At 70.7% G+C, this 20,471-nt stretch carries 15 protein-coding genes; 9 read left to right on the top strand and 6 right to left on the bottom strand.

Translation table 11 applies throughout. The annotated features are described in order from the left end of the window. Positions 1–16: 16 nt before the first annotated feature. Positions 17–2,692 (bottom strand): leucine--tRNA ligase, encoded by a 2,676-nt coding sequence (gene leuS / locus C475_RS11465; RefSeq protein ID WP_006883994.1) that lies wholly within the window; start codon positions 2,690–2,692, stop codon positions 17–19. A 160-nt stretch (positions 2,693–2,852) separates the two neighbouring features. Between leuS and C475_RS11460 the strand changes: the two genes are divergently transcribed. Then, a complete protein-coding gene (locus C475_RS11460) occupies positions 2,853–4,073 on the top strand; it encodes an FAD-dependent oxidoreductase (protein WP_006883993.1) in 1,221 nt (406 codons plus the stop codon). Between the two features lie 93 nt (positions 4,074–4,166). Here C475_RS11460 and C475_RS11455 read toward each other — a convergent pair whose 3' ends face one another. Next, complete coding sequence (locus tag C475_RS11455) at positions 4,167–4,475, bottom strand: hypothetical protein (RefSeq protein ID WP_152436392.1); 309 nt, start codon at positions 4,473–4,475, stop codon at positions 4,167–4,169. 252 nt (positions 4,476–4,727) lie between these two features. Between C475_RS11455 and C475_RS11450 the strand changes: the two genes are divergently transcribed. From C475_RS11450 to C475_RS23865, 4 genes are all read left to right on the top strand, one after another. Next, complete coding sequence (locus C475_RS11450; RefSeq protein WP_006883991.1) at positions 4,728–5,774, top strand: phytoene/squalene synthase family protein; 1,047 nt, start codon at positions 4,728–4,730, stop codon at positions 5,772–5,774. A 119-nt stretch (positions 5,775–5,893) separates the two neighbouring features. Next, positions 5,894–7,099, top strand: coding sequence for an NAD(P)/FAD-dependent oxidoreductase (locus C475_RS11445; protein WP_006883990.1), 1,206 nt, complete (start codon positions 5,894–5,896; stop codon positions 7,097–7,099). 83 nt (positions 7,100–7,182) lie between these two features. Next, a complete protein-coding gene (gene eif1A / locus C475_RS11440; protein WP_006883989.1) occupies positions 7,183–7,473 on the top strand; it encodes a translation initiation factor eIF-1A in 291 nt (96 codons plus the stop codon). Positions 7,474–7,810: 337 nt separating this feature from the next. Continuing rightward, the gene (locus tag C475_RS23865; RefSeq protein WP_006883988.1) at positions 7,811–8,116 is read left to right on the top strand and encodes a HalOD1 output domain-containing protein; all 306 of its coding nucleotides are present in this window, start codon (positions 7,811–7,813) and stop codon (positions 8,114–8,116) included. A gap of 45 nt (positions 8,117–8,161) precedes the next feature. Here the strand turns inward: C475_RS23865 and C475_RS11430 are convergent, their stop codons facing one another. From C475_RS11430 to malQ, 3 genes are all read right to left on the bottom strand, one after another. Then, complete coding sequence (locus C475_RS11430; RefSeq protein ID WP_006883987.1) at positions 8,162–8,860, bottom strand: SDR family NAD(P)-dependent oxidoreductase; 699 nt, start codon at positions 8,858–8,860, stop codon at positions 8,162–8,164. Between the two features lie 72 nt (positions 8,861–8,932). Continuing rightward, a complete protein-coding gene (locus tag C475_RS11425) occupies positions 8,933–9,733 on the bottom strand; it encodes an aldo/keto reductase (protein ID WP_006883986.1) in 801 nt (266 codons plus the stop codon). 96 nt (positions 9,734–9,829) lie between these two features. Next, positions 9,830–11,320 (bottom strand): 4-alpha-glucanotransferase, encoded by a 1,491-nt coding sequence (malQ, locus tag C475_RS11420; RefSeq protein ID WP_006883985.1) that lies wholly within the window; start codon positions 11,318–11,320, stop codon positions 9,830–9,832. 183 nt (positions 11,321–11,503) lie between these two features. Here malQ and C475_RS25140 point away from each other — a divergent pair, with 183 nt between their 5' ends. Together C475_RS25140 and C475_RS11415 are read left to right on the top strand one after the other, a co-directional pair. Then, positions 11,504–11,626 (top strand): hypothetical protein, encoded by a 123-nt coding sequence (locus C475_RS25140; RefSeq protein WP_268869911.1) that lies wholly within the window; start codon positions 11,504–11,506, stop codon positions 11,624–11,626. 105 nt (positions 11,627–11,731) lie between these two features. After that, positions 11,732–12,784, top strand: coding sequence for a glycosyltransferase family 4 protein (locus C475_RS11415; RefSeq protein WP_049930490.1), 1,053 nt, complete (start codon positions 11,732–11,734; stop codon positions 12,782–12,784). Positions 12,785–12,814: 30 nt separating this feature from the next. On the opposite strand, the gene C475_RS11410 is transcribed toward C475_RS11415, so the two are convergent. Further along, positions 12,815–13,150 carry a DUF7510 family protein gene (locus C475_RS11410; RefSeq protein ID WP_006883983.1) on the bottom strand — a complete coding sequence of 112 codons (336 nt, stop codon included), beginning with the start codon at positions 13,148–13,150 and terminating at the stop codon, positions 12,815–12,817. Positions 13,151–13,743: 593 nt separating this feature from the next. Between C475_RS11410 and malA the strand changes: the two genes are divergently transcribed. Both malA and C475_RS11400 read left to right on the top strand, forming a co-directional pair. Further along, positions 13,744–15,783, top strand: a complete 2,040-nt coding sequence (gene malA, locus C475_RS11405; RefSeq protein WP_006883982.1) for an alpha-amylase MalA — start codon at positions 13,744–13,746, stop codon at positions 15,781–15,783. Positions 15,784–15,913: 130 nt separating this feature from the next. Then, positions 15,914–20,446: a glycoside hydrolase family 15 protein gene (locus C475_RS11400; protein ID WP_006883981.1), complete on the top strand. Its 4,533-nt coding sequence runs from the start codon at positions 15,914–15,916 to the stop codon at positions 20,444–20,446. The last annotated feature ends 25 nt before the right edge of the window (positions 20,447–20,471 follow it).

Below are 20,471 nucleotides of genomic sequence, written 5' to 3'. Positions count from 1 at the left end.
CTCCGCCGACAGCATCTCAGTCGATGTGGATCGCCGGTTTGGCCGGCTCGGCCTTCCCGGCGAGGTCGTCGTCGGCGTCGGCGCGGCGGACCTCGATCGCGGCACCGAACTCGTCGGCGAACAGCCAGCCGGCCGCCTCCAGCACGGCCAGCTCCCGCTCGGCGTCGAGGACAGGTTCGAGCGCGCCGGCCTGCCCGGCCAGCTCCCCGAGGTACTCGGCGGCGCGGTCGCCGTCCTCGCCGATAGCGTCGTCGTCCAGCGCCGAGCCGACGACCGCGTCGCCGGGGTCGGCTCCCCGGACGTGCTCGTAGGCGCGGTACTTCCAGTCCTCGGCGACCACGATCTCGATGGTCCCGGGGTCGTCGATGTCGACGACTTCGGTGATGTCGCGCACGTCGTCGAGCGTCCGGTCGACCAGCCGCCGCTCCAGCTCGTAGTCGTCGATCGCCTCCGCGACGGCCGGCCACTCGGCCTCGACGACCATCCCGTCGGTGTCCAGCAGGTTCCACATCTCCTCGCCGAGATACGGCGCCATCGGCGCGACGAACCGCGTCAGCGCGCGCAGCCCCCGTTCGTAGGTCGCCTCGTCGACGGGCCCGTACTCGGCGTACCGGCGGAGCAGGCGCGCGAATCGCTGAGTCTCGCTGACGACGCGGTGGAAACGGAAGCGCTCGTACTCCTCGGCGACGGCCGTGATCGTCCGGTCGATCTCACGCCCGAGGTAGGCGTCCTGGGGCGCCGACTCCTCGCGGGTCGCCACGTCGTCGCGGTCTGCGACCATCGCGTAGAGGCGCTGCTGGAAGTCGTACACGTCCCCGACCGATTTCACGGTCCACTCGAAGTCCTGTGCGGGGTGGGCGGCCGACAGCAGGAACAGGCGGGTCGTCTCCGCGCCGTACTCGTGGGGCGCGATGGCGTTGCCCTTCGAGGAGGACATCTTCTCGCCGTCGTACAGCACCGTGCCCTGGTTGATCAGCCGCTCGACCGGTTCGCGCGTGTCGAGCAGGCCCAGATCCGCGAGCGCCCGGGTGAAGAATCGAATATAGAGGAGGTGCAGGATGGCGTGTTCCTCGCCGCCGACGTACACGTCGACGGGCAGCCAGTCGTTCGCACGCTCGCTTTCGAACGGCGCCGAATCGAGGTCGGGCGAGCAGAACCGGAGGAAGTACCACGAGGAGTCGACGAAGGTGTCCATCGTGTCCGTCTCGCGCTCGGCCGGGCCGCCACACTCGGGACACTCGACCGACTTCCACTCCTCGCTCTCTTCGAGGGGGTTGCCCGCGGTGCGGACGTACGGCGGCAGTTCGACGGGCAGGTCCTCGTCGGGGACGGGGACGCGGCCGCAGTCCTCGCAGTGGATCATCGGGATCGGCGTGCCCCAGTAGCGCTGGCGGGAGATGAGCCAGTCGCGCAGGCGGTACTCGGTAGCGGATTCGACGCCGTCGGCGCCCAGCAGGCGCTCGCGGGCGGCCGAACTGGCGAGCCCGTCGTATTCGCCGCTGTCGGTCAGCATGCCGTCGTCGGTGTAGGGCGCGCCGGGCAGGTCCGTCCCGCTGCCGTCGACCGGTTCGACGACCTGTTCGACGGGGAGGTCCTGCGCATCGGCGAAGGCGTGGTCGCGTTCGTTGTGCGCTGGCACGCCCATCACGGCGCCCGTCCCAACGTCGTCGAGGACGTACGCCGCGACGTAGACGGGCAACTCCTCGCCCGTGATCGGATGCGTGGCCGTGAGGTCCGTCTCGACGCCGGAGGTCCCGCCCGCGTCGGCGCCCGCGCTGGTCATGTCGTCGACGTATTCGGCCACGTCGTCGTCCGTCTCGGTGACCGCCCGCGCGAGGTCGTGGCCGGGCGAGAGCGCGACGAAGGTGGCGCCGTGGACCGTGTCGAGGCGGGTAGTGAACACGTCCACCTCGGTGTCCGTGTCACCGTCCGGGTCGGTCACGTCGAAGGAGACGTGGGCGCCCTCCTGGCGACCGATCCAGTTGCGCTGGATGTCGCGGACGCTGTCGGGCCACTCCGCCAGGTCGTCGAGGCCGGCGTCGAGTTCCTCGGCGTAGTCGGTGATCGTGAAGAACCACTGGTCGAGTTCCCGGCGCTCGACCGGCGTCTCGCAGCGCCAGCAGACGCCGGCAGCGTGGGCGTGGTCGACCGCACTGTTCTCGGCCTCGGCGCCGTCCGGACGCTCGACCTGCGCGTCGGCCAGCACCGTCTCGCAGTCCGGACACCAGTTGACGCGGGCGCCGGTGTACTCGACGAGGTCCTCCTCGTAGAACTGCTTGAAGAGGTACTGGTTCCAGCGGTAGTACTCGGGGTCGCAGGTGGTGACCTCCCGCGACCAGTCGTAGCCAAAGCCCATCGTCTCCAGCTCCTCGCGCATCTGGTCGATACACGAGCGGGTCCACGATTCGGGGTCCGTGTCGCGCTCGTAGGCGGCGTTCTCGGCCGGGAGGCCGAAGGCGTCCCACCCCATCGGCTGGAGCACCTCGTCGCCACGCAGCGAGCGATAGCGGGCGTAGGCGTCGGTGATGGCGTAGTTGCGGACGTGACCCATGTGGAGCGTGCCGGAGGTGTAGGGGAACATCCCCAGGACGTACGTCGGGTCGGCGGCGTCGTCGGGCACCTCGTAGACGCCCTCGGCGTCCCAGACGTACTGCCAATACTCCTGCACCCTGGCGTGGTTGTACCGAGTCATCGACTGTTGGCGAACCTCCGTCCGCCGCCGTAATCACTGTTCCCCCACGCGACCGGGTCTCGCGGGTCGCGAGGCCGTCGCGGGACCGTCCCGGAGCCGGTCGATGACCGAGCGTCCCCCTCGTCGGCACCCACATCAGTCTCCGACCCCAGGGTACGGTATGGCGATCGATACCACGGTCCTCGTGATCGGCGGTGGGGCGACCGGCGCCGGCGTCGCGCGCGACCTCGCGCTCCGCGGGTGCGACGTGACGCTCGTCGACCGCGGCGGCCTCCAAGAGGGGACGACCGCTCGCTCGCACGGGCTGCTCCACAGCGGCGCGCGCTACGCCGAGGCCGACGAGGCCGGCGCCGAGGAGTGTATCGCCGAGAACCGGACGCTTCGGAACATCGCTGGCGCGGCTATCGCGGACACCGGTGGCCTGTTCGTCCAGCTGGCCGAGGACGACCCCGACTACTTCGACGCCAAGCGCGACGCCTGCGAGCGGATCGGGATCCCAGTCGAGGTGCTCGACGGCGACGAGGCGCGGGCCGCCGTCCCGGACCTCGCCGCGGGCGTCGAGCGGGCGATGCACGTCCCGGACGCGGTCGTCTCGCCCTCGCGGCTCGTGGCCGCGAACGCCCGGGACGCGGCCGACCACGGTGCCGCCGTCCACTACGACTCCCCCGTCGAAGGGATCCGGGTCGCCGACGGCGAGGTGGCCGGCGTCGCGGTCGGCGGTGCGCTCGACGAGACGATCAGTCCGGAGGTGGTCGTCAACGCGACCGGTGCGTGGGCCGGCGACCTCGCGGCGATGGCCGGCGTATCCGTCGAGATGCGGCCGACCCGCGGGCTGATGGTGTCGGTCGAACACGCGAGGCTCGGGACGGTCCTCAACCGGTGTCGCGAGCCGGGCGACGGCGACATCGTCGTGCCCCACGAGCGCGAGGCGGTGCTCGGAACCACGAGCGTCGCCGTCGAGGACCCGGACAAATACGAGCGCGCTGACTGGGAGCGCGAGCGGGTCCGCGAGGAGTGCGCGGCGATGTGCCCGCCGCTTGCCGACGCCGCCCGCGTCCGGGAGTGGTGGGGCGTACGCCCGCTGTACGAGCCCGACGAGGCCGATCGTGGCGGTCGCGGCATCTCGCGTGGCTTCTTCTTGCTCGACCACGCCGACGAGGGTGTCGGGAACTTCCTGTCGGTCGTCGGCGGGAAGCTAACGACCTACCGGCTGATGGCCGAGGCGACAGCCGATGCCGTCTGCGAGCGCCTCGGCGTCGACGAACCCTGCAGCACCGCGGCGGAGCCGCTACCGGGTGCCGACGACCCCGATACGCTCGACGGGTTCGTCGCCGACATCGGCGGCCCGGGGCCCTCCGACAGCGACACCGCCGGTCGGTGACCCATCGACCGCTGACAGACCGTCGGTCGCCGGTGATACCGGTCGGAGACCCGCCGCTGGCCGGCGGTCGTATCGGTCGCGACCGCCGGCGACTCAGTCCTCGTCGTCGAACCAGCGCGCGGTCGAGGCGAGGTACTCGTCGCGGGGGCGACCGGGCTCGAAGTTCGGTCGGAAGTACTCCCGGAAGCGTTCGGCGCCGAACGCCGCGAGCCCGCCGACCGAGGCCAGGAAGAGCCAGCCGCCGACCGAGCCCGTGACCACCGCGACCAGGTCCGCGTCGTAGTACGCGGCCATCGCGGCCAGCCCGGCGCCGAACAGCACCGCGTAGAACACCGCGGCCATGACGAGCCACGGCGTACTCGCTCGCAACCGCCGCCGAAATCGTGTCCCCGCACGGCCCATATCCGCACCTTGAAGCACGCCGGAAAAAGCCTTTCTCTCCCGTGGTTCGCGCTCCCAGGGCTCGGGATATCGACCGGTCACTGACTCGCCACGGGGAGCGCCGATCCACGGTGGCAACGTTGTGACATTTCGACCGCGTCGAGGGGCGCGACCGGGAGCGTTCGACGGGTCGCGCGAGGCGGTGAAGCCGGCTCCGGGGCGGGGACTAGGCGAGCTTTTTACTTGTGGAATGTTTAGGGGGGTGTATCGGGAATGTCACGGAACCAGACCGAGCAGATGTTTCAGGACGACCTCGACTACTGTTACGACGCCGTCCAGGACGTATCGCGCACGTTCGCGCTGACGGTCGCGGAGCTCGACGAGCCGATGTCGCGCGACATCTGTGTCGGCTATCTCCTCTGTCGGATCGCGGACACCGTCGAGGACGCCGGGCACATCCCGCCGGCCGAGCAGCGGACCCTGCTGGACCTGTACAACCGGGTCCTCGACCCCGAGGACGACGCGACGGTCGCGGAGTTCAGAGCCGCCGTCGACGAGTGGATCCCCGAAAGCCCCAACGACGACTGGGAGGTCGTCGCCCAGTCGCCGCGCGTGTTCCGCGCGTTCGACGGCCTCGACGACGACTCCCAGGCCGCGATCCGACCGCCGGTCCGGGAACTCGTCAGCGGCATGGCCATGTTCGTCGAGCGGTACGCCGAACAGGGCGGGCTCCGGCTCCAGACCTTCGGCGAACTCGAGGAGTACTGCTGGTACGCCGCCGGCACCGTCGGGACGCTCGTGACCGGCCTGCTCTCGCGCAACGTCGACGACTCCGTCAGCGAGACGCTCCAGAACAACGCCCGGTCGTTCGCAATGTTGCTCCAGCTGGTCAACGTCTCGAAGGACGTGGCCACCGACTTCGAGGAGGAGAATAACGTCTACATCCCCCAGGAGCTGCTCAACGACCAGCAGCTCGACACCGAGGACATCCGCGACGGCGACAACGGCGAGGAGTTCGTCCCCGTCATCCGCCGGGTCGTCGACCGCGCCGAGGGCTACCTCGACGGCGCCCAGACATGGCTCGAAGCCATGCCGGAGATCCGCGGCAACACCCTTTCGGCGTGGGCGATCCCGTTCCTACTGGCCGTCGGCACCCTGCGTGAACTCGAAGAGCGCCCCGAAGACGTCATCGAGGAGGGCGACGTGAAGGTCTCGCGCTCGGAGGTGACGGCGCTGTTCACGATGTTCTCCGGCGAGGACGACCCCTCCGTCGCCGAACTCCGGTCGAAGATGCGCCAGCAGCCGCTCGACGAGTACTGAGCGGTGGTTCGGGGCCGGTACGGCGCCCGGTCTGGTTCTCGCGGGTGGAACGCCGCCACGAACGGCCGCCCTCGAGCGATATCGGAACGGATTAGTCGCGCTGACCGATAGCTCGGACCATGTCGGCAGACGCTGACGTGGTGGTCGCCGGAGGTGGACCGGCCGGCCTCCAGTTCGCCCGCGAGATCGGCGCCCGCTCGGAGTACGATGTCACCGTCCTGGAAGCCAACGACGCGCTCTCGGACAACGACAAGTCCACCGGCGGCACCTTCGAACAGGTGATCGACCGCTACGGGATTCCCGACGACGTGGTGATGGCCGAAAACGAGGATGTCGTCTTCGAGGCGCCCGGCGCGAGTTCGACGCTCGACATCCACGGGTACGTCCTCGACTTCCCCGCCTTCCTAGAGTTCCTCGGCGAGGACGCCGAGGCCCGCGGCGCCGAGGTCCGGACCGGCGCCCGCGTCCAGGCGCCGATCCGCGAGGGCGGCCGCGTCGTCGGCGTCGAGTACACGACGGGCGGCGAGCGCCGCGAACTCCGCGCCGATCTGGTCGTCGACGCGACCGGCCCGCGGGCGGTGCTCGCGAAGCAACTCGGGATGTTCGACCCCGCGTCCGCCCAGCACGGCGTCGGCAAGGAGTACGAGGTCGAGGGCCGGTACGACCTCGATTCGATGCTGTTCCGCTTCGACCACGACGCGGCGCCGGGCGGGTACGCCTGGACGTTCCCCGCCGGCGAGAACTCCTTCAAGGCCGGTATCTGCTCGATCGACGACTTCTACGAGGCACACGCTCCGGCCGACGACGGCACCATCGACGACTACGTCGAGGACTGGCTCGCCGCCGACCCGCGCTGGGAGGTCGAGTCGATTCGAACTGCCCACGCCGGCGACGCCGTCTCGAACAACTCCATCAACCAGCGCGCGACCGACGGCCTGGTCGCCGTCGGCGACGCGGTGTCGAGCATCAATCCGCTGTTCGGCGAGGGGATCCGCCCCGGCATGGAGTCGGCGGAGATGGCCGCGACCGTCGCGCTCGCCGCGCTCGACCGCGGCGACACCTCCCGCGAGCGACTCGCGGTCTACGAGGACCGCTGGAACAGCGAGAAGGGGGTCGACTGGCGGCTCCAGCGGATCGTCTGCGAGTTGCTCTACGACTTCACCTCCGACCAGCAGCGGCGGTTCGTCACCAGCGCCGGCCGCCTGTCTGACACGCAGGTCGACCGGCTCCAGCGCTACGAGCTGACCCTCCGGGACTACCTCGAACTGTACCCGTTCGACCCGAGCGACCTCTCGAAGGCCCGCGCGCTCGTCCGGCACGTCTGATCCGACGCCGTCGGGCGGCCCCGCGTGAGTCGTGGTACCGCGAGACTCAGGTGATTTAAACGTGTCGGGCTCGTATCTATCCTGTGAGCGAGAGCGACAACAGCGGGCGTCGGAACCTCCGAATGCCCTCGAACGACGAACTGTTCGCGGTGGTAACACAGCACAACGGCGGGAACCACGTCCGCGTCCAGTGCGAGGACGGCGTCGACCGCATGGGTCGGATCCCCGGCCGCATGAAGTACCGGACCTGGATCAGCGAGGGCGACGTCGTCCTCGTCGAGCCGTGGGACTGGCAGGACGAAAAGGCCAACATCGAGTGGCGCTACTCCGAGCAGGACGCCGAGCAGCTCCGCGACGAAGGCCACATCGACTGATTCTCTTCGAGTGCGACCGCGCCGTAGCGGCGACCCCGTGTCCCGCCGTCGGCAGCCCTAGCCACGCCGCTGATCCGGTCACGTCTGAAATCACCACAGCGACCGGTAGTAGCGGCCCTACATCGACGATCGACGGGTTGCGGTCCTACACTGACGATCGGCCGGTAGCGGTCCTACACTGACGATCGATCGGTAGCGGCGGCCCCACACCGGCGAGCGACCGTACCCAGTTCGGAACCGGTCGATACGGAGCGCGCACGCGTCCGGACGCTATCCGTTCGGGCGCCGCAGTGACCTCGCAAGCAGCGTTATCACGTCGGATCGGAATCACCCGTCTATGGAAGCCGATCGCAGTACGGCCGTACTTTCGGTCCTCGAGACAGTCGCCGCCGCAGAACGAATCGACCCGATCGACCTGCCGCCGCTGTCCGACGCCGTCGATCCGGAGGCGCTGAACGATCTGTTTCGGCCGCCGACGGGCGATCGAGCGGTCGTGACGGTCGGCTTCGAGTACTGCGGGTACGAGATCACGGTCGACGGGCCGGACGCCGTGACCGCCGAACCGGTCGCGTCCGCGGCGACCGCAGTCGGGACCGCCACGTCGGGCCGTACGGACGCGAGCGACGGGTCGTTCGCCGACTGAACGCCGCCCCACCGATCGAGCGCGCCGGTAGTGGCGGGCCCCGGATCAGTACTCGATGACCTCGCGGTCCTTCCAGAACAGTCCGGACGGGGACCCCGGAGCGAACCGGGCGAGCCAGACGGGCGTCTCGGCGCCTGTCGCCGGGTCGCGGGGCGCCTCGGGACCGCCCAGCTCCGTCGCGACCCACCCGGGGTCGGCGGAGTTGGCGATCAACCCCTCGGAGCCGTAGGTTCGGTCCAGCGAGACGGTCAGGGCGTTGAGACCCGCTTTCGAGATCCGGTAGGCCGGCATCTCGTCTTCGATGGGGTCGGAGAGTACACCGACGCCCGAGGAGAGGTTGACGACGCGGCCGCCACCGGCGTCGAGCAGGTGGGGGACCGCCGCCCGCGCCAGCAGCGTCGCGCCGCGGAGGTTCACGTCGAGCACCTCGTCGAACGCCTCGGTGTCGAGGTCGGTTACGCCCGATCCGGTCCCGCCCACGCCGGCGTTGTTGACCAGCACGTCGAGGCCGCCGGCCGTCGCGGTGACCTCGTCGACGGCGGCGGTCAACGTCGCCTCCTCGGTCAGGTCCAGTTCGACCGGCGTGGCGCCCTCGGGCACGTCGGCGTCGGGGTCGCGGACGCCTGCGAACACGGTCGCGCCGTGGTCGAGCAGTCCGCGGACGGTCTCGCGACCGATACCGCGGTTGCCGCCGGTGACGAGCGCGACCTGTCCGTCCAGCGAGTCGTGAAGCGTCGGGTCCATGTCCGGGCGTTCGCCGCGGCGACCGTATAGCTTCGCTCCGCGGTGGGTCTCTCCCCGTTCCGACCGGACGCTCTAGGCGGGGCCGTCGTTCCAGACGGCGTAGTCGGGGTCGACGGTCCGGTAGCGCTCGTCGACGGCGTCGATGCGGTCGACGGCCGAGGCGGGCAGGTCCAGTTCGAGCGCGTCGCGATTCGCGGCGATGTGGGTCCGCGACGTGCTCTTTGGGATCGGAACGACGCCTTTCTCGCGCAGCCAGGCGATCACGACCGCCGGGACGGTCGCGTTCACGTCGTCGGCGATCGGTTCGAGCGCCGGGTGGCCGACGAGCGCGCCCCGCCCGAGCGGCGAGTAGGCGACGACGGTGTGGTCGTGTCTGGCGGCGTCGGCGCGCAGCTCGACCTGCGGGCACAGCGGGTGGCACTCGATCTGGTGGGCCGCGAGCGGCGCGTCGAGGACCGACCGCGCCTCGTCGAGCAGTTCGGCGGAGAAGTTCGAGACGCCGAGTTCGTCGACCAGCCCCGCGTCTCGCAGCCGCTCCATCGCCGGCAGCGTGCGCTCGGGGTCGTACTCCCCGCGCGGCCAGTGGACGTACAGCAGGTCCAGCCGGTCGAGTCCCAGCCGATCGAGGCTCTCTTCGGTAGCGGCCCGGACGGCGTCGGGCGCGAGGTTCTCCGGGGCGAGCTTGCTCGCGACGACGACCGACTCGCGGGCCACATCGCTCTCGCGGAGCCCGCGGCCGACTGCGCGTTCGTTGCCGTACATCTGTGCGGTGTCGACGAACCGGTACCCGGCGTCCAGCGCCGCGGCGACCGACCGCCGGCACTGGTCGTCGTCGGTGGGCGTCCCGAGCCCAATCGGCGCCAGCGTGTTCATGCGCTACCCGAGGAGTGGGTCGATATAAGCCTACGGGAGCGGTGCGGTGGCGGTTCGCCCCCAGAGGATAGTCGTATCATCTCATTTACCACAGAGTCACCGTAGCGTCGCCGCGGTGACGCCCGCGAGTTCGTCGGCCACCGCGGGGTCGAGCCGGTCGGCGGTGACCCGCCAGCGCCAGTTGCCCTCGGCGGTGCCGGGGACGTTGAACCGCGCCTCGCTCCCGAGTTCGAGCAGGTCGGGAACCGTCGTCAGCGCCAGCGCCGCCTCGGAGTCCCAGACGGCCTCGATCAGGTCCCAGGCGATCCGCTCGCCGTCGGTCGCCAGCGCGTAGTGCAGACAGTCCCGTTGCTCGTCGGACAGCGACTCGTACCAGCCGACGGCGGTGTCGGTGTCGTGGGTCGAGGTGTAGCCGACGGCCTGGCGGGGGTAGGTCGCCGGCTTGTACCGGTCGGTCTCGGCGCACCAGTCGGCGTAGTGGGGCACCCGCATCCCCGGGAACTCGAAGCGGTCCCGCAGGGCGACCATGCTCTCGTCGAGAAAGCCCAGGTCCTCGACGACGAACGGCAACCCGCCCAGGTGCTCGCGCACCGCCTCGAAGAAGTCGTCGGCCGGGCCGGGTCGCCACTCGCCGGCGGCGGGGTCGTCGGCCTCGGCGGGGATCGCCCAGTACTCGTCGAACGCTTTGAAGTGGTCGATGCGGGCCACGTCGACGAGGTCGAGCAGCCGGGAGAGGCGGGCCCGCCACCACTCGTAGTCGGTCTCGCGCAGGCGGTCCCAGTCGTAGACGGGGTTGCCCCAGCGCTGGCCGTCGTCGCCCGGGTTCGGCGGGACGCCGGCGACGGCCGTCGGGCGGCCGTCCTCGTCCAATTCGAAGGCGTCCTGGGTGGCCCACACGTCCGCCGAATCGAGCGCGACGTAGATGGGGAGGTCGCCGACGAGTTCGATCCCCCGCTCGGCGGCCGCGGCGCGCAGCTCGCGCCACTGGGCGTCGAAGACCCACTGGACGAACGCGTGGTACTCGACGGCCTCGGCGTGAGTCTCTCGCGCGGCCGAAAGCGCGTCGGCGTCGCGCCGAACCAGGTCCGCGGGCCAGTCGGTCCACGCCGCGTCGCCGTGGGCGTCCTTCAGCGCCGCGTACAGCGCGTAGTCGTCCAGCCACGCCGACTCGCGCTCGCGGAACGCCGCGAACTCCGCCCGCTCGCTCTCCGAGGCCTCCGCGGCGAACGTCTCGTAGGCCGCTCGCAATCGGTCGCGCTTGTACGGCGCGACGACCTCGTAGTTGACGCTCGCGGCGTCGGTGTCCTCGGGGCCGTCGAGGTCGGACGCGTCGAGATACCCCCGGTCTGCGAGGGCGGTCAGGTCGACCAGGAGCGGGTTGCCGGCGAACGCCGACGAGGAGCCGTAGGGGGAGTGACCGTAGGCGGCCGAGGTCGGCCCGACCGGACAGAACTGCCACAGCGACTGGTCGGCCCGGTCGAGGAAGTCGAGGAACGCCCGCGCCCCCGCGCCGAGGTCGCCCACCCCGTGGGGACCCGGCAGCGAGGTGAGGTGCAGGAACACGCCGCTCCGGCGTTGCTGTTGCATGGCCTCGCCTTGACCCCGGGACGATTTCAAACTCTGGGTCCCCGCCTGCGCCTCGGTCTCCCTATCGATACGGAGGCATACGTTCCCAACATATGGGTAGATATTTTCCCATATTTACCAATAGATAGGCAATTTTGGAGATCAGAGTGAAGTTTTATTAGATTGCTACCCATATTGCTGAACATGAGTCGATACCCCCGACAGGCTCGGAACGAGCGACTGAACTGCACGTCCTGTGATTCCCCGGTCGTGAAGTCGAACAGCGCGTACGTCTGTGTCGGTTGCGGCGCCTCCCCCGACGAGTGACCGGCTTCGCGGTCGGAACAACGAGTCGATAGACCAACGTGTCGGCGCGAGTGGCGTCGTCTCGGCCGAATCGGTAAAGTGGGGGTAACGCGAATTGACTGGCAGATGGTACCACGCGTTCTCATGCTCGGGTGGGGGTTCCCGCCGAACGTCAGCGGCGGCCTCGACACCGCGGTCGGCGAACTCGTCGACAGATTCGACACACGTGACGATATCGCGGTCGAACTCGTTCTCCCGGCGGAGTACGCGCCCGAGGATCGCGAGAACATCCACGGCGTCCCGACCGGCGACGGCGACGTGAGCACGCGGATCAATCGGCTCGCCGGCGCGTTCGTCGAACACGCGGCCGACGCCGACATCGTCCACACCCACGACTGGTTCGGGTACGGCCCCGGCTCGCGCGCCCAGGCCACTCACGACGCCGAGTGGGTGACGACGTTCCACTCGCTGACGACCGATCGGAACCGCCAGCCGCCGGACCGCGAGGTCGAGACCGAACAGCGGATCGTCGACCGCGCCGACGAGCTTATCGCCGTCAGTGACCTGGTTCGCCGGAACATCCTCCACGAGTACGGCGGCGACGCCCGCGTCATCCACAACGGCTTCTCGTCAGTCGAGCCCACCGGCCGCGACCTGAAGGCGGAACTCGATATCGACGGCCCCATGCTCTTTTTCGTCGGCCGCCACACCGACCAGAAGGGCATCTCCCACCTCGTCTACGCGCTCTCGAAACTCCGTCGCCCGGACGCGACGCTCGTCCTCGGCGGCACTGGTCACCTCACCGGCGAGCTGAAGGAGTTCGTCGACCTGCTCGACCTGAACGATCAGGTGGAGTTCGTCGGCTACGTCCCCGAGTCAGAGCTGGGCGACTACTACGCGTCGGCGGATCTGTTCGTCTCGCCGTCGCTGGCCGAGCCGTTCGGGATCACCATCGTCGAGGCGCTGTCGGTCGGCACCCGCGTCGTCGCCAGCGAGTCCGGGGCGGCGGAGGTCCTGCCCGACGACTGCGTCGTCGAAGTCGAGACCGACTCCGACTCCATCGCCGACGGCATCGACGAGGCGCTGGCCGCCGACACGCCGCTGGAGTACGAGGAACGCACCTGGGAGACGGTCGCCGACGAACACGTCGCCTTCTACGAGGAGATTCTGGGAGAGTGAGGTCGGTCCGCGGTCGAACGCCCGCGTCGCTCAGCGCAACAGCCGCACGTCCGTCACCGGCTCCGGGTGGACGATGCGGAACCCGTCCGCGGTCGGTGACCGCCCCAGCGTCGCCGGCGTGCGTCGGCTCGACCCGTACGGGCTGTCGTCGGCGATACCCTCGTAGGGGTTGTCCCCACCGGTCGGGCGGTACGGCGTCGCCTCGCCGTCGTCCTCGGCAGGTTCGGGCGGGAGGTAGATCCGCTCGCCCGATTCCGAGCGGACGACGGTCGCCACCCGGCGCTGGCCCGTCACCTCGATAGTCGTCCGCCCGTCCTCGATATCGACATCGACCGCGACCGGCCCGTCCGCGTTCGTCCCGCTCATGTCTCGACCGCCGGCCGAGAGCGACTTAACTGTTCGCGTCAGTGCGGAACTCGGCGCTCGGTACGGTGGCGATAGTTGCGTGGACGGGTACGGTCGGCGGTACCGGTGCGAACTGTGGTAGCGGTGCGGTGGGCGTGCGCTGTCGAGCGTGCCCGCCTCCTGGCGGGCCGCTCGAAACAGTCGCGCGAGGGATGAGTCATCGCAGGCCGCAGGCCGAGAAGCGCAATCGGCTGGGGAGGTTCGTGGGCGTCTGCGGTTGCCGTGCGGGGCGGCTGCTGTCGCGGTGCCGTTCCTGGTGGACTGAACGGGCGAGGCGCGCTCGCGCCGGTAGTCGGCTGAGCGACCCCTATCCGAAGCGGCTGGAGGCCGCGAGGATATGTCGCTCACCGACCGCGAGCGCGGCGAGGGCGTTCAACACCTGTTGTCTCCGTGGAAAGCGGTCGATACTCCAGCTAGCGAGCGGGCCGAGGGCGTTCGACACCTGCTGTTTCGCACAGTAGTCCTGTTCACTGTCGGCTCGGCACAGACGCGACGGACGCGACAGAATCGCGCACACCGCAAACCCGAAGGCACAGAGGCGTGCAGATAGGGGCATGCACCACCCGGGACCGCCGCGGTTCGTGGCCGTCGGCGACGAGGTCGAACTCGCGCCGCGCGATCCGGATCCGACGGCGACCTACGCCTGGACGGTCGCGGCCGCGCCCGCCGGCTCGGCGGCGGCGCTGGGCGACGACCCGGTCGAGTACTTCCACCCTGACGAGCCGGGTCGCTACGTCGTCGCGCTCGACGCGCCCGACGGCCGTCACGAACTGACCGTCCGCGCGTTCCCCGGCGGGCTCGCGCCCACGTCGGAGGCGCCCTCCTATCCCCAGTCGGGCACGACGGAGACGACCGCCGACGAGGCCGCCGCCGGCACGAGCGGCGACGCCGGCGACGGCTCCGGACGGACGGACGAGCCCGACGAGGCGGCCGCCGACCCCGACGGGGGCGGCCGACCGCGGCTCACCCTCTCGGCGACGGTCACGGACGACGCCGTCGTCGTCGAGGCCGACCCGCAACCTCACCCCGAGGGCGTCGAGACGGCCGCCGATCTGGAGGTGGCGTTCCTGCTCGACGACCGCGACGACATCGACCGCGAGGACGTGCGGATCGCGGGCGGGGAGCTGACCGTCCCGCTCGACGCTCTGTCCGACCGCGCGAGGGTTCACGCCGTCGCCGTCGGCCGCCACGGCTACAGCGTCCCGGACGCGGTCGATATCGGGTGCGAGCGAGGAGACGCGACCGACAGCGGCCGCGACGGCGGGACGGTCACCGTCCACCGCCCCTACGACCCGCCGGCGTGGGCCGAGGATTCGGTCATCTACGAGGTCTACGTGCGGACGTTCCCCGGGCAGGGCAGCGACGCCGCGGCGGAGGGCGAGGTCTTCGACGCGATCCGCGAGCGGTTGGAGTACATCGAGGGCCTGGGCGTCGACACGCTGTGGCTGACGCCGGTGTTGGCGAACGACGACGCCCCCCACGGCTACAACGTCACGGACTTCCTCTCGCTGGCGGCGGACCTGGGGACCCGCGAGGACTACGAGCGGCTGATCGACGCCGCTCACGACCGTGGCATGCGCGTGCTGTTCGACCTGGTCTGTAACCACTCGGCGCGGGCCCACCCCTACTATCAGGCGGCGGTCTCGGATCCGGACAGCGAGTACCGCGAGTGGTACGAGTGGCGCGGCCCGGGCGAGCCGGAGACGTACTTCGACTGGGAGCTGATCGCCAACTTCGACTTCTCGCATCTCCCGGTGCGCCGGCACCTCCTCGACGCGGTCGACGAGTGGGCGCCGCTGGTCGACGGCTTCCGCTGCGACATGGCGTGGGCGGTCCCCAACGCCTTCTGGCGGGAGGTCCACGACCGGCTGAAGGCCCGCGACGCCGACTTTCTCCTACTCGACGAGACCATCCCCTACATCCCCGACTTCCAGGCGGGCCTGTTCGACGTCCACTTCGACTCGACCACCTACGCCGCGCTCCGGCGGGTGGGCAACGGCGAGCCCGCCGAGGCCGTCCTGGACGCCGTCGAGGACCGCGCCCGCTCGGGCTTTCCCGACCACGCCGGGTTCATGCTCTACGCCGAGAACCACGACGAGACGCGCTACGTCGTCGAGTGCGGACGCCCCGCGGCGGAGGCGGCGCTGGGCGCGCTCTGTACGCTCCCCGGCGCGCCGATGGTCTACGCAGGCCAGGAGTTCGGCCAGCGCGGCAAGCGCGACGACCTCGCCTGGGGCCACGCCGACGAGTCGCTGCGCGAGCACGTCCGTCGGCTGACCGCGCTTCGGGGCGAGCAACCCGCGCTGGCGACCGCGGCGGCGCTCGAACGGGTCGACTACGACCTCCGCGAGGGGTGGGACGACCGCGTGGTCGCGTTTCGGCGCGCGGTCGAAGCCCCGATGGAGACCGCCGAAGAGGAGCGCTCCGCCGTCGTGGTCGTCCTGAACTTCGGCGCCGACCCGGCGACGGTGGCGGTCGACGCCGCGGCGGGGGAGACGGACCTGCTGACCGGCGAGTCGGTCGGGGAGGACGACGGGCTCCGGGTCGACAGCGTCGCCGTCCTGCCGGCGGGGCCGTCGGGGCAACGGCGCTGACGGACGGGCCTGTGGCGCGCAGTCGATCGGGGCCGCGACGTTGCAGTCGGTCGATCCCTGTCCGATGTGAACGCGCGGCAACGCCTGCGTGCGAGCCGGGATTTATATACGGAACGAGCGTGGTGACGGTATGCGGCTGACGACGGCGCTCGACGAGTACAAGCGTGCTCGCGGCGAGCGCTTCCCGGAAGAGACGAGGACGGTCGCCGGCGCCTTCTCTGGCCACGGAGACCGGCTGGTTCACGTGGACCCGAGCGGGTCGCTGCGCGACCACTCCGCGCCGCTCTCGGGGTTACACGGGATCGACCGCTCGAAGCTGGGGATTCGGACCCAGCGGGGGACCCACTGGTTCGCCGACCTGGAGACCATCCGACAGCACTACTATCGCGATACACGGCTGGTCGAGACCGAGTACGACGCCGGCTCGTTCACCGTCCACCAGTACGACCTGACGCTCGGACGGGCCCACGTCACGCACGTCGAGCTACGGGGGGCCGTCCCGCAGAACGCACAGCTCGTCGCTTTCCTCACGATGGCGCCCGAGGGCGAGGAGGCCGGCGTCGGCGCGCTGGTCCACGAGGACAGCGGCCCCGCGGGCGCGAGCGTGCTGGAGGTCTTCCACCGGACGGAACACGACTACCTGACTGCCTCGACGGGTATCGGCGGAGTACACGGCCAGCGGCCCGAGCGCTTCGCGGAGATCGTCGACGACCACCCGGTCGACTTCCCCCGAGGGGAGGGCGAACGCGCCCGCGACCAGACGCGGATGACCGGCGACTTCGTCGTGACCGCCCCGCTCGAACGGCAGGGGCGGAGCAATCGGACGACGCTCGTCACGCAGCTCTCGGACCACCGCGAGATAGACAGGGGCGGGGCGCTGGCGGACCTGCGCGCCTGCGCGGAGGGTCACGCGAGCGCCGACGAACTCCGTGCGGCGGCCCGCGACCGGACGACCGTCGACGTGCCCGAGTCGACGCCGCGGTCGGACCTGGTGCGGTCGGACCTGCGAGTCGCGGACCTGCTCGAGGGGCCGACGGGCGCGCGGATCGCGGCCCCGGAGTTCGACCCGTTCCACACCAACTCGGGCGGCTACGGCTACGTCTGGTTCCGCGACGACGCCGAGATCGCCCGTCACGTCCTCGCCGCGGGCGACCACCTCGACCTCCCGATCGGGGGGCTCGTCGAGCGGGCCGCCGGCTTCCACTGCGACGCCCAGCTGCCCGACGGCACCTGGCCCCACCGCGTCTGGGCGGTCGACGGCTCGCTCGCGCCCGGGTGGGCCAACGGGAACGTCGAGCGCGACGGCGACGCCGTCGAGTACCAGGCCGACCAGACCGCTTCCGCCACGGCCTTCCTCGCGACGGTGCTCCGCGAGCGCCGCGCCGCCCTCGACGACGACCTGACCGTCTCGATCCGCGAGACCGTCGCCGAGGCCCTCGACGCGCTCACCCGGACCGTCGGCGACGACGGCCTACCCGACCCCTGCCAGAACGTCTGGGAGGACGCGACCGGGCGGTTCACCCACACCGCGGCGACGTACGTCCAGGCGTTCGCGGCGGTCGCGCGGGCGCCGGTCGGGCGCCAGCTCGCCGACCGAGCGCTGACCGCCGCCGAGGCGGTCCTCGACGGCCTCGACGAAGTCTACGACGCCGAACGGGGCGCCTACCCGATGCGGCTGGTCGACGGCGAACCCGACGGCCGGCTCGACGCGGCGACGCTGTCGCTCGCCGAGGCGGTCGCGGCCTACGACGCGGTCCCGGAGACGACGCTCGACGACGAGCGGCTCGACCGCGTGGCCGACCACGTGGCGACGACGCTGGACGGCCTCTTCCGGAACCCACCCGAGAGCGAGCTCGCGGGGCTGGTCCGCTACGAGGGCGACGACTGGCGGACCGCCGACCAGGACCGCGAGAAGGTGTGGTCGGCGACGACGGGGATGGGCGCCGTCGCCGCCGCCGAAGTCGGAGTCCTCCTGAACGAGCGCGGTCGGCAGGGCGACGCGTATCTCGACCGCGCGGGGGACCTCTACGAGCTGCTGGGCGAGGACGGACCGCTGACGACCGACGCGGGCTACCTCGCCGAGCAGGCGTTCGACGACGGCGGCCTGGACTGCGCGGCGCCGCTGGGCTGGTCGCACGCGCTCCGGCTGCGCACGACCGCGCTGCTGGACGCCGAGGAGGCGCTGCCGGCTCGCACCTCCGATATCGAGGGACCGACCGACCGGATGCGCTGGACGACCGGCGAGAAGTACGGGCTCGGCACCGCGGCCGACCACGACGCCGCCGACCCGTCGCGGGTGTGGTTCACGCTCACCGAGGGCGCGATGACGGAGGTCCGGTTCCCGCAGGTCGACCTGATGAACCTCCGGACGCTCGATTTCCTCGTCAACGACCGGTCGGACGACGAGTACACGATCCGGACGCACAACGAGTCCCGCGTCAGCGACGACACGGTCGAGCGACGGGTCGAACCGACTGCCGACGACGCGCTGCTGTTCCGCCACGTCTTCACCGAAGCCGGTGACGGCCGCGGCCACAGGTGGGAGCTAACTGTCGAGTACGCGACCGACCCGCGTCACGACGCCATCGTCGCGGACGTTCAGTTCTCGGCCGACGACGACAGCGACTACGAGGTGTTCGTCGTCGCCGACACGGCGCTGGTCAACAGCGCCGCGGCCGACCGCGGCCTCCGGCTGGGGGAATCGGGCGCCCACCACCTCGTCGCCCGCGACCCGACCGCCTACACCGGCGAGACCGAGGAGCCGTTCCTCGTCGACGAGGACGGCGAGGGCTACTCCGTCGCGATGGCGATGGCCGCCCGCGACCGCTTCGAGTGGGCGACCGTCGGCGCCGCCGGCAGCGAGGACCTCCGGGCGCTGTTCGCCGATGGCGTCCTCCCCGAGCCGCTCGACGCCGTCGACAATCAGAGCGTCGTCCTCGTCGGCCGCCTCGGCACCGGCGACGCCGTCGAGTCCGAACTCGCGCTCGGGTTCGCCCGCGCCGCCGACACCGCCGCCGCGCTCGGCGAGGCCGACGGCGCCCTCGACCGCGGCTTCGAGACCGTCCGCGCCGAGTACGCCGACACCTGGAGCGACTTCCTCGTCGACCGCTCGCTGCCCGACGCGGTCGCCGACGACCGCGACCTCGCCGCCCAGTACCGCACCGCCCTGATGAGCCTCTACGCCGTCGAGGACAAGACCTACGCCGGCGCCTCCATCGCCTCCCCCTCCGTCCCGTGGGGCGAGGCGGTCTCGGCCGACGAGCCGAAGGGTTACGGCTACAACTTCGTCTGGTCCCGGGACCTCTATCAGGTGTTCACCGTCTTCGAGACCGTCGGCGAACTCGACGTGGCCGCCGAGCAACTGGCGTACATCTACGAGTACCAGCAGGACGACGACGGCTTCATCCCGCAGAACACCTACGTCAACGGCATCACTCGCTGGGGCGGCGAGCAGATGGACAACATCTCCTACCCGGCGGTGATGGCCTACCACCTCGCCGAACACGGGCTCGGATTCGACGAGGTCGACTACGACTACGAACACGTCCGCCGCTCGGCCGACTACGTCGCCCGCAACGGTCCCGAGAGCGCCCAGGAGCGCTGGGAGGAGGAGTCCGGCTACTCCCCGTCCTCCATCGCCGCCGAGATCGCCGGGCTCGCCTGCGCGGGCAAGCTCGCGGTCGACACCGGACGCGAGGCCGACGCGCTGGTCTGGACGGCGCTGGCCGACCAGTGGGTCAACAACGTCGAAGACTGGACCGCCACCGAGACCGGGACCGAGCGCCACGAGAACACTCCCTACTACGTCCGCGTGACCCGCGACGGCGACCCCGAGGCCGGCCACCTCCGGACTCTCGCCAACGCCGGTCCGACCCTGGACGAACGCGACATCATCGACGGCGGGTTCCTCGACCTGGTCCGCCTCGGCATCGTCCCCGGCGACGACGAGGTTGTCCGCAACTCCGTCGCCGAGGTCGACGACACCATCAGGGTCGACGCCGGCTCGGCGGCCGGCTTCTACCGCTACAACGGCGACGGTTACGGCGAGCGCGAGCGCGGCGACGTGGGCGGGCCGTGGTCGGTCGAACACAAGGGCAAGGGGCGGCTGTGGCCCCTGCTGACCGGCGAGCGCGGCGAGTACGAGCTACACCTCGACGACCCCGACCTGGCGCCCGAAGACTGCCTGCGCGCGATGCAGGAGTTCGCCAACTCCGGGCGGATGATCGCAGAACAGGTGTGGGACCGCGAGCACGCCACCGACTACGACTGGGAGTTCGGCGAGGGCACCGGTTCGGCGACGCCGCTGGCGTGGTCGATGGCCCAGTACGTCCGACTCGCCCACGGCGTCAGCGCCGGCGAACCCGTCGAGACGCCCGCGTTCGTCCGCGAGCGCTACCGCGACGAGCGGCTCCACGAACCCGACCGCAGCCCCGCGCTCCGGGTCGACACCGAGTTCCGCGGCGACCGGCTGGTCGTCTCCGGCGAGACCACCGGCGAGCGCGTCGCCGTCAAGACGCCCGTCGACAGCGCCGTCGTCGAACCCGAGGGCACGGAGTTCGAGACGACCGTCGGCATCGAGCGCGGCGAGAACCAGGTGATCGTCGCCGCCGGTGCCGCCGACGTGGAGGCCTCGGGCACGACCGTCCGCCGGCTGCAGCTGTAACGCCCGGGAGCGCCGCCGGTCGCGA

Origin of the sequence: Halosimplex carlsbadense 2-9-1 (assembly GCF_000337455.1) — an archaeon.
GTDB classification, from domain to species: Archaea; Halobacteriota; Halobacteria; order Halobacteriales; family Haloarculaceae; genus Halosimplex; species Halosimplex carlsbadense.
The sequence above is the reverse complement of the archived record's forward strand: the minus strand, read 5'-3'. Positions and strand labels throughout refer to the sequence as shown.

Coding starts and splice junctions, on each gene's coding strand:
- leuS (WP_006883994.1), bottom strand. CDS start 2,692: ATGACTCGGTACAACCACGCCAGGGTGCAGGAGTATTGGCAGTACGTC.
- C475_RS11460 (WP_006883993.1), top strand. CDS start 2,853: ATGGCGATCGATACCACGGTCCTCGTGATCGGCGGTGGGGCGACCGGC.
- C475_RS11455 (WP_152436392.1), bottom strand. CDS start 4,475: ATGGGCCGTGCGGGGACACGATTTCGGCGGCGGTTGCGAGCGAGTACG.
- C475_RS11450 (WP_006883991.1), top strand. CDS start 4,728: ATGTCACGGAACCAGACCGAGCAGATGTTTCAGGACGACCTCGACTAC.
- C475_RS11445 (WP_006883990.1), top strand. CDS start 5,894: ATGTCGGCAGACGCTGACGTGGTGGTCGCCGGAGGTGGACCGGCCGGC.
- C475_RS23865 (WP_006883988.1), top strand. CDS start 7,811: ATGGAAGCCGATCGCAGTACGGCCGTACTTTCGGTCCTCGAGACAGTC.
- C475_RS11430 (WP_006883987.1), bottom strand. CDS start 8,860: ATGGACCCGACGCTTCACGACTCGCTGGACGGACAGGTCGCGCTCGTC.
- C475_RS11425 (WP_006883986.1), bottom strand. CDS start 9,733: ATGAACACGCTGGCGCCGATTGGGCTCGGGACGCCCACCGACGACGAC.
- malQ (WP_006883985.1), bottom strand. CDS start 11,320: ATGCAACAGCAACGCCGGAGCGGCGTGTTCCTGCACCTCACCTCGCTG.
- C475_RS25140 (WP_268869911.1), top strand. CDS start 11,504: ATGAGTCGATACCCCCGACAGGCTCGGAACGAGCGACTGAACTGCACG.
- C475_RS11415 (WP_049930490.1), top strand. CDS start 11,732: ATGGTACCACGCGTTCTCATGCTCGGGTGGGGGTTCCCGCCGAACGTC.
- C475_RS11410 (WP_006883983.1), bottom strand. CDS start 13,150: ATGAGCGGGACGAACGCGGACGGGCCGGTCGCGGTCGATGTCGATATC.
- malA (WP_006883982.1), top strand. CDS start 13,744: ATGCACCACCCGGGACCGCCGCGGTTCGTGGCCGTCGGCGACGAGGTC.
- C475_RS11400 (WP_006883981.1), top strand. CDS start 15,914: ATGCGGCTGACGACGGCGCTCGACGAGTACAAGCGTGCTCGCGGCGAG.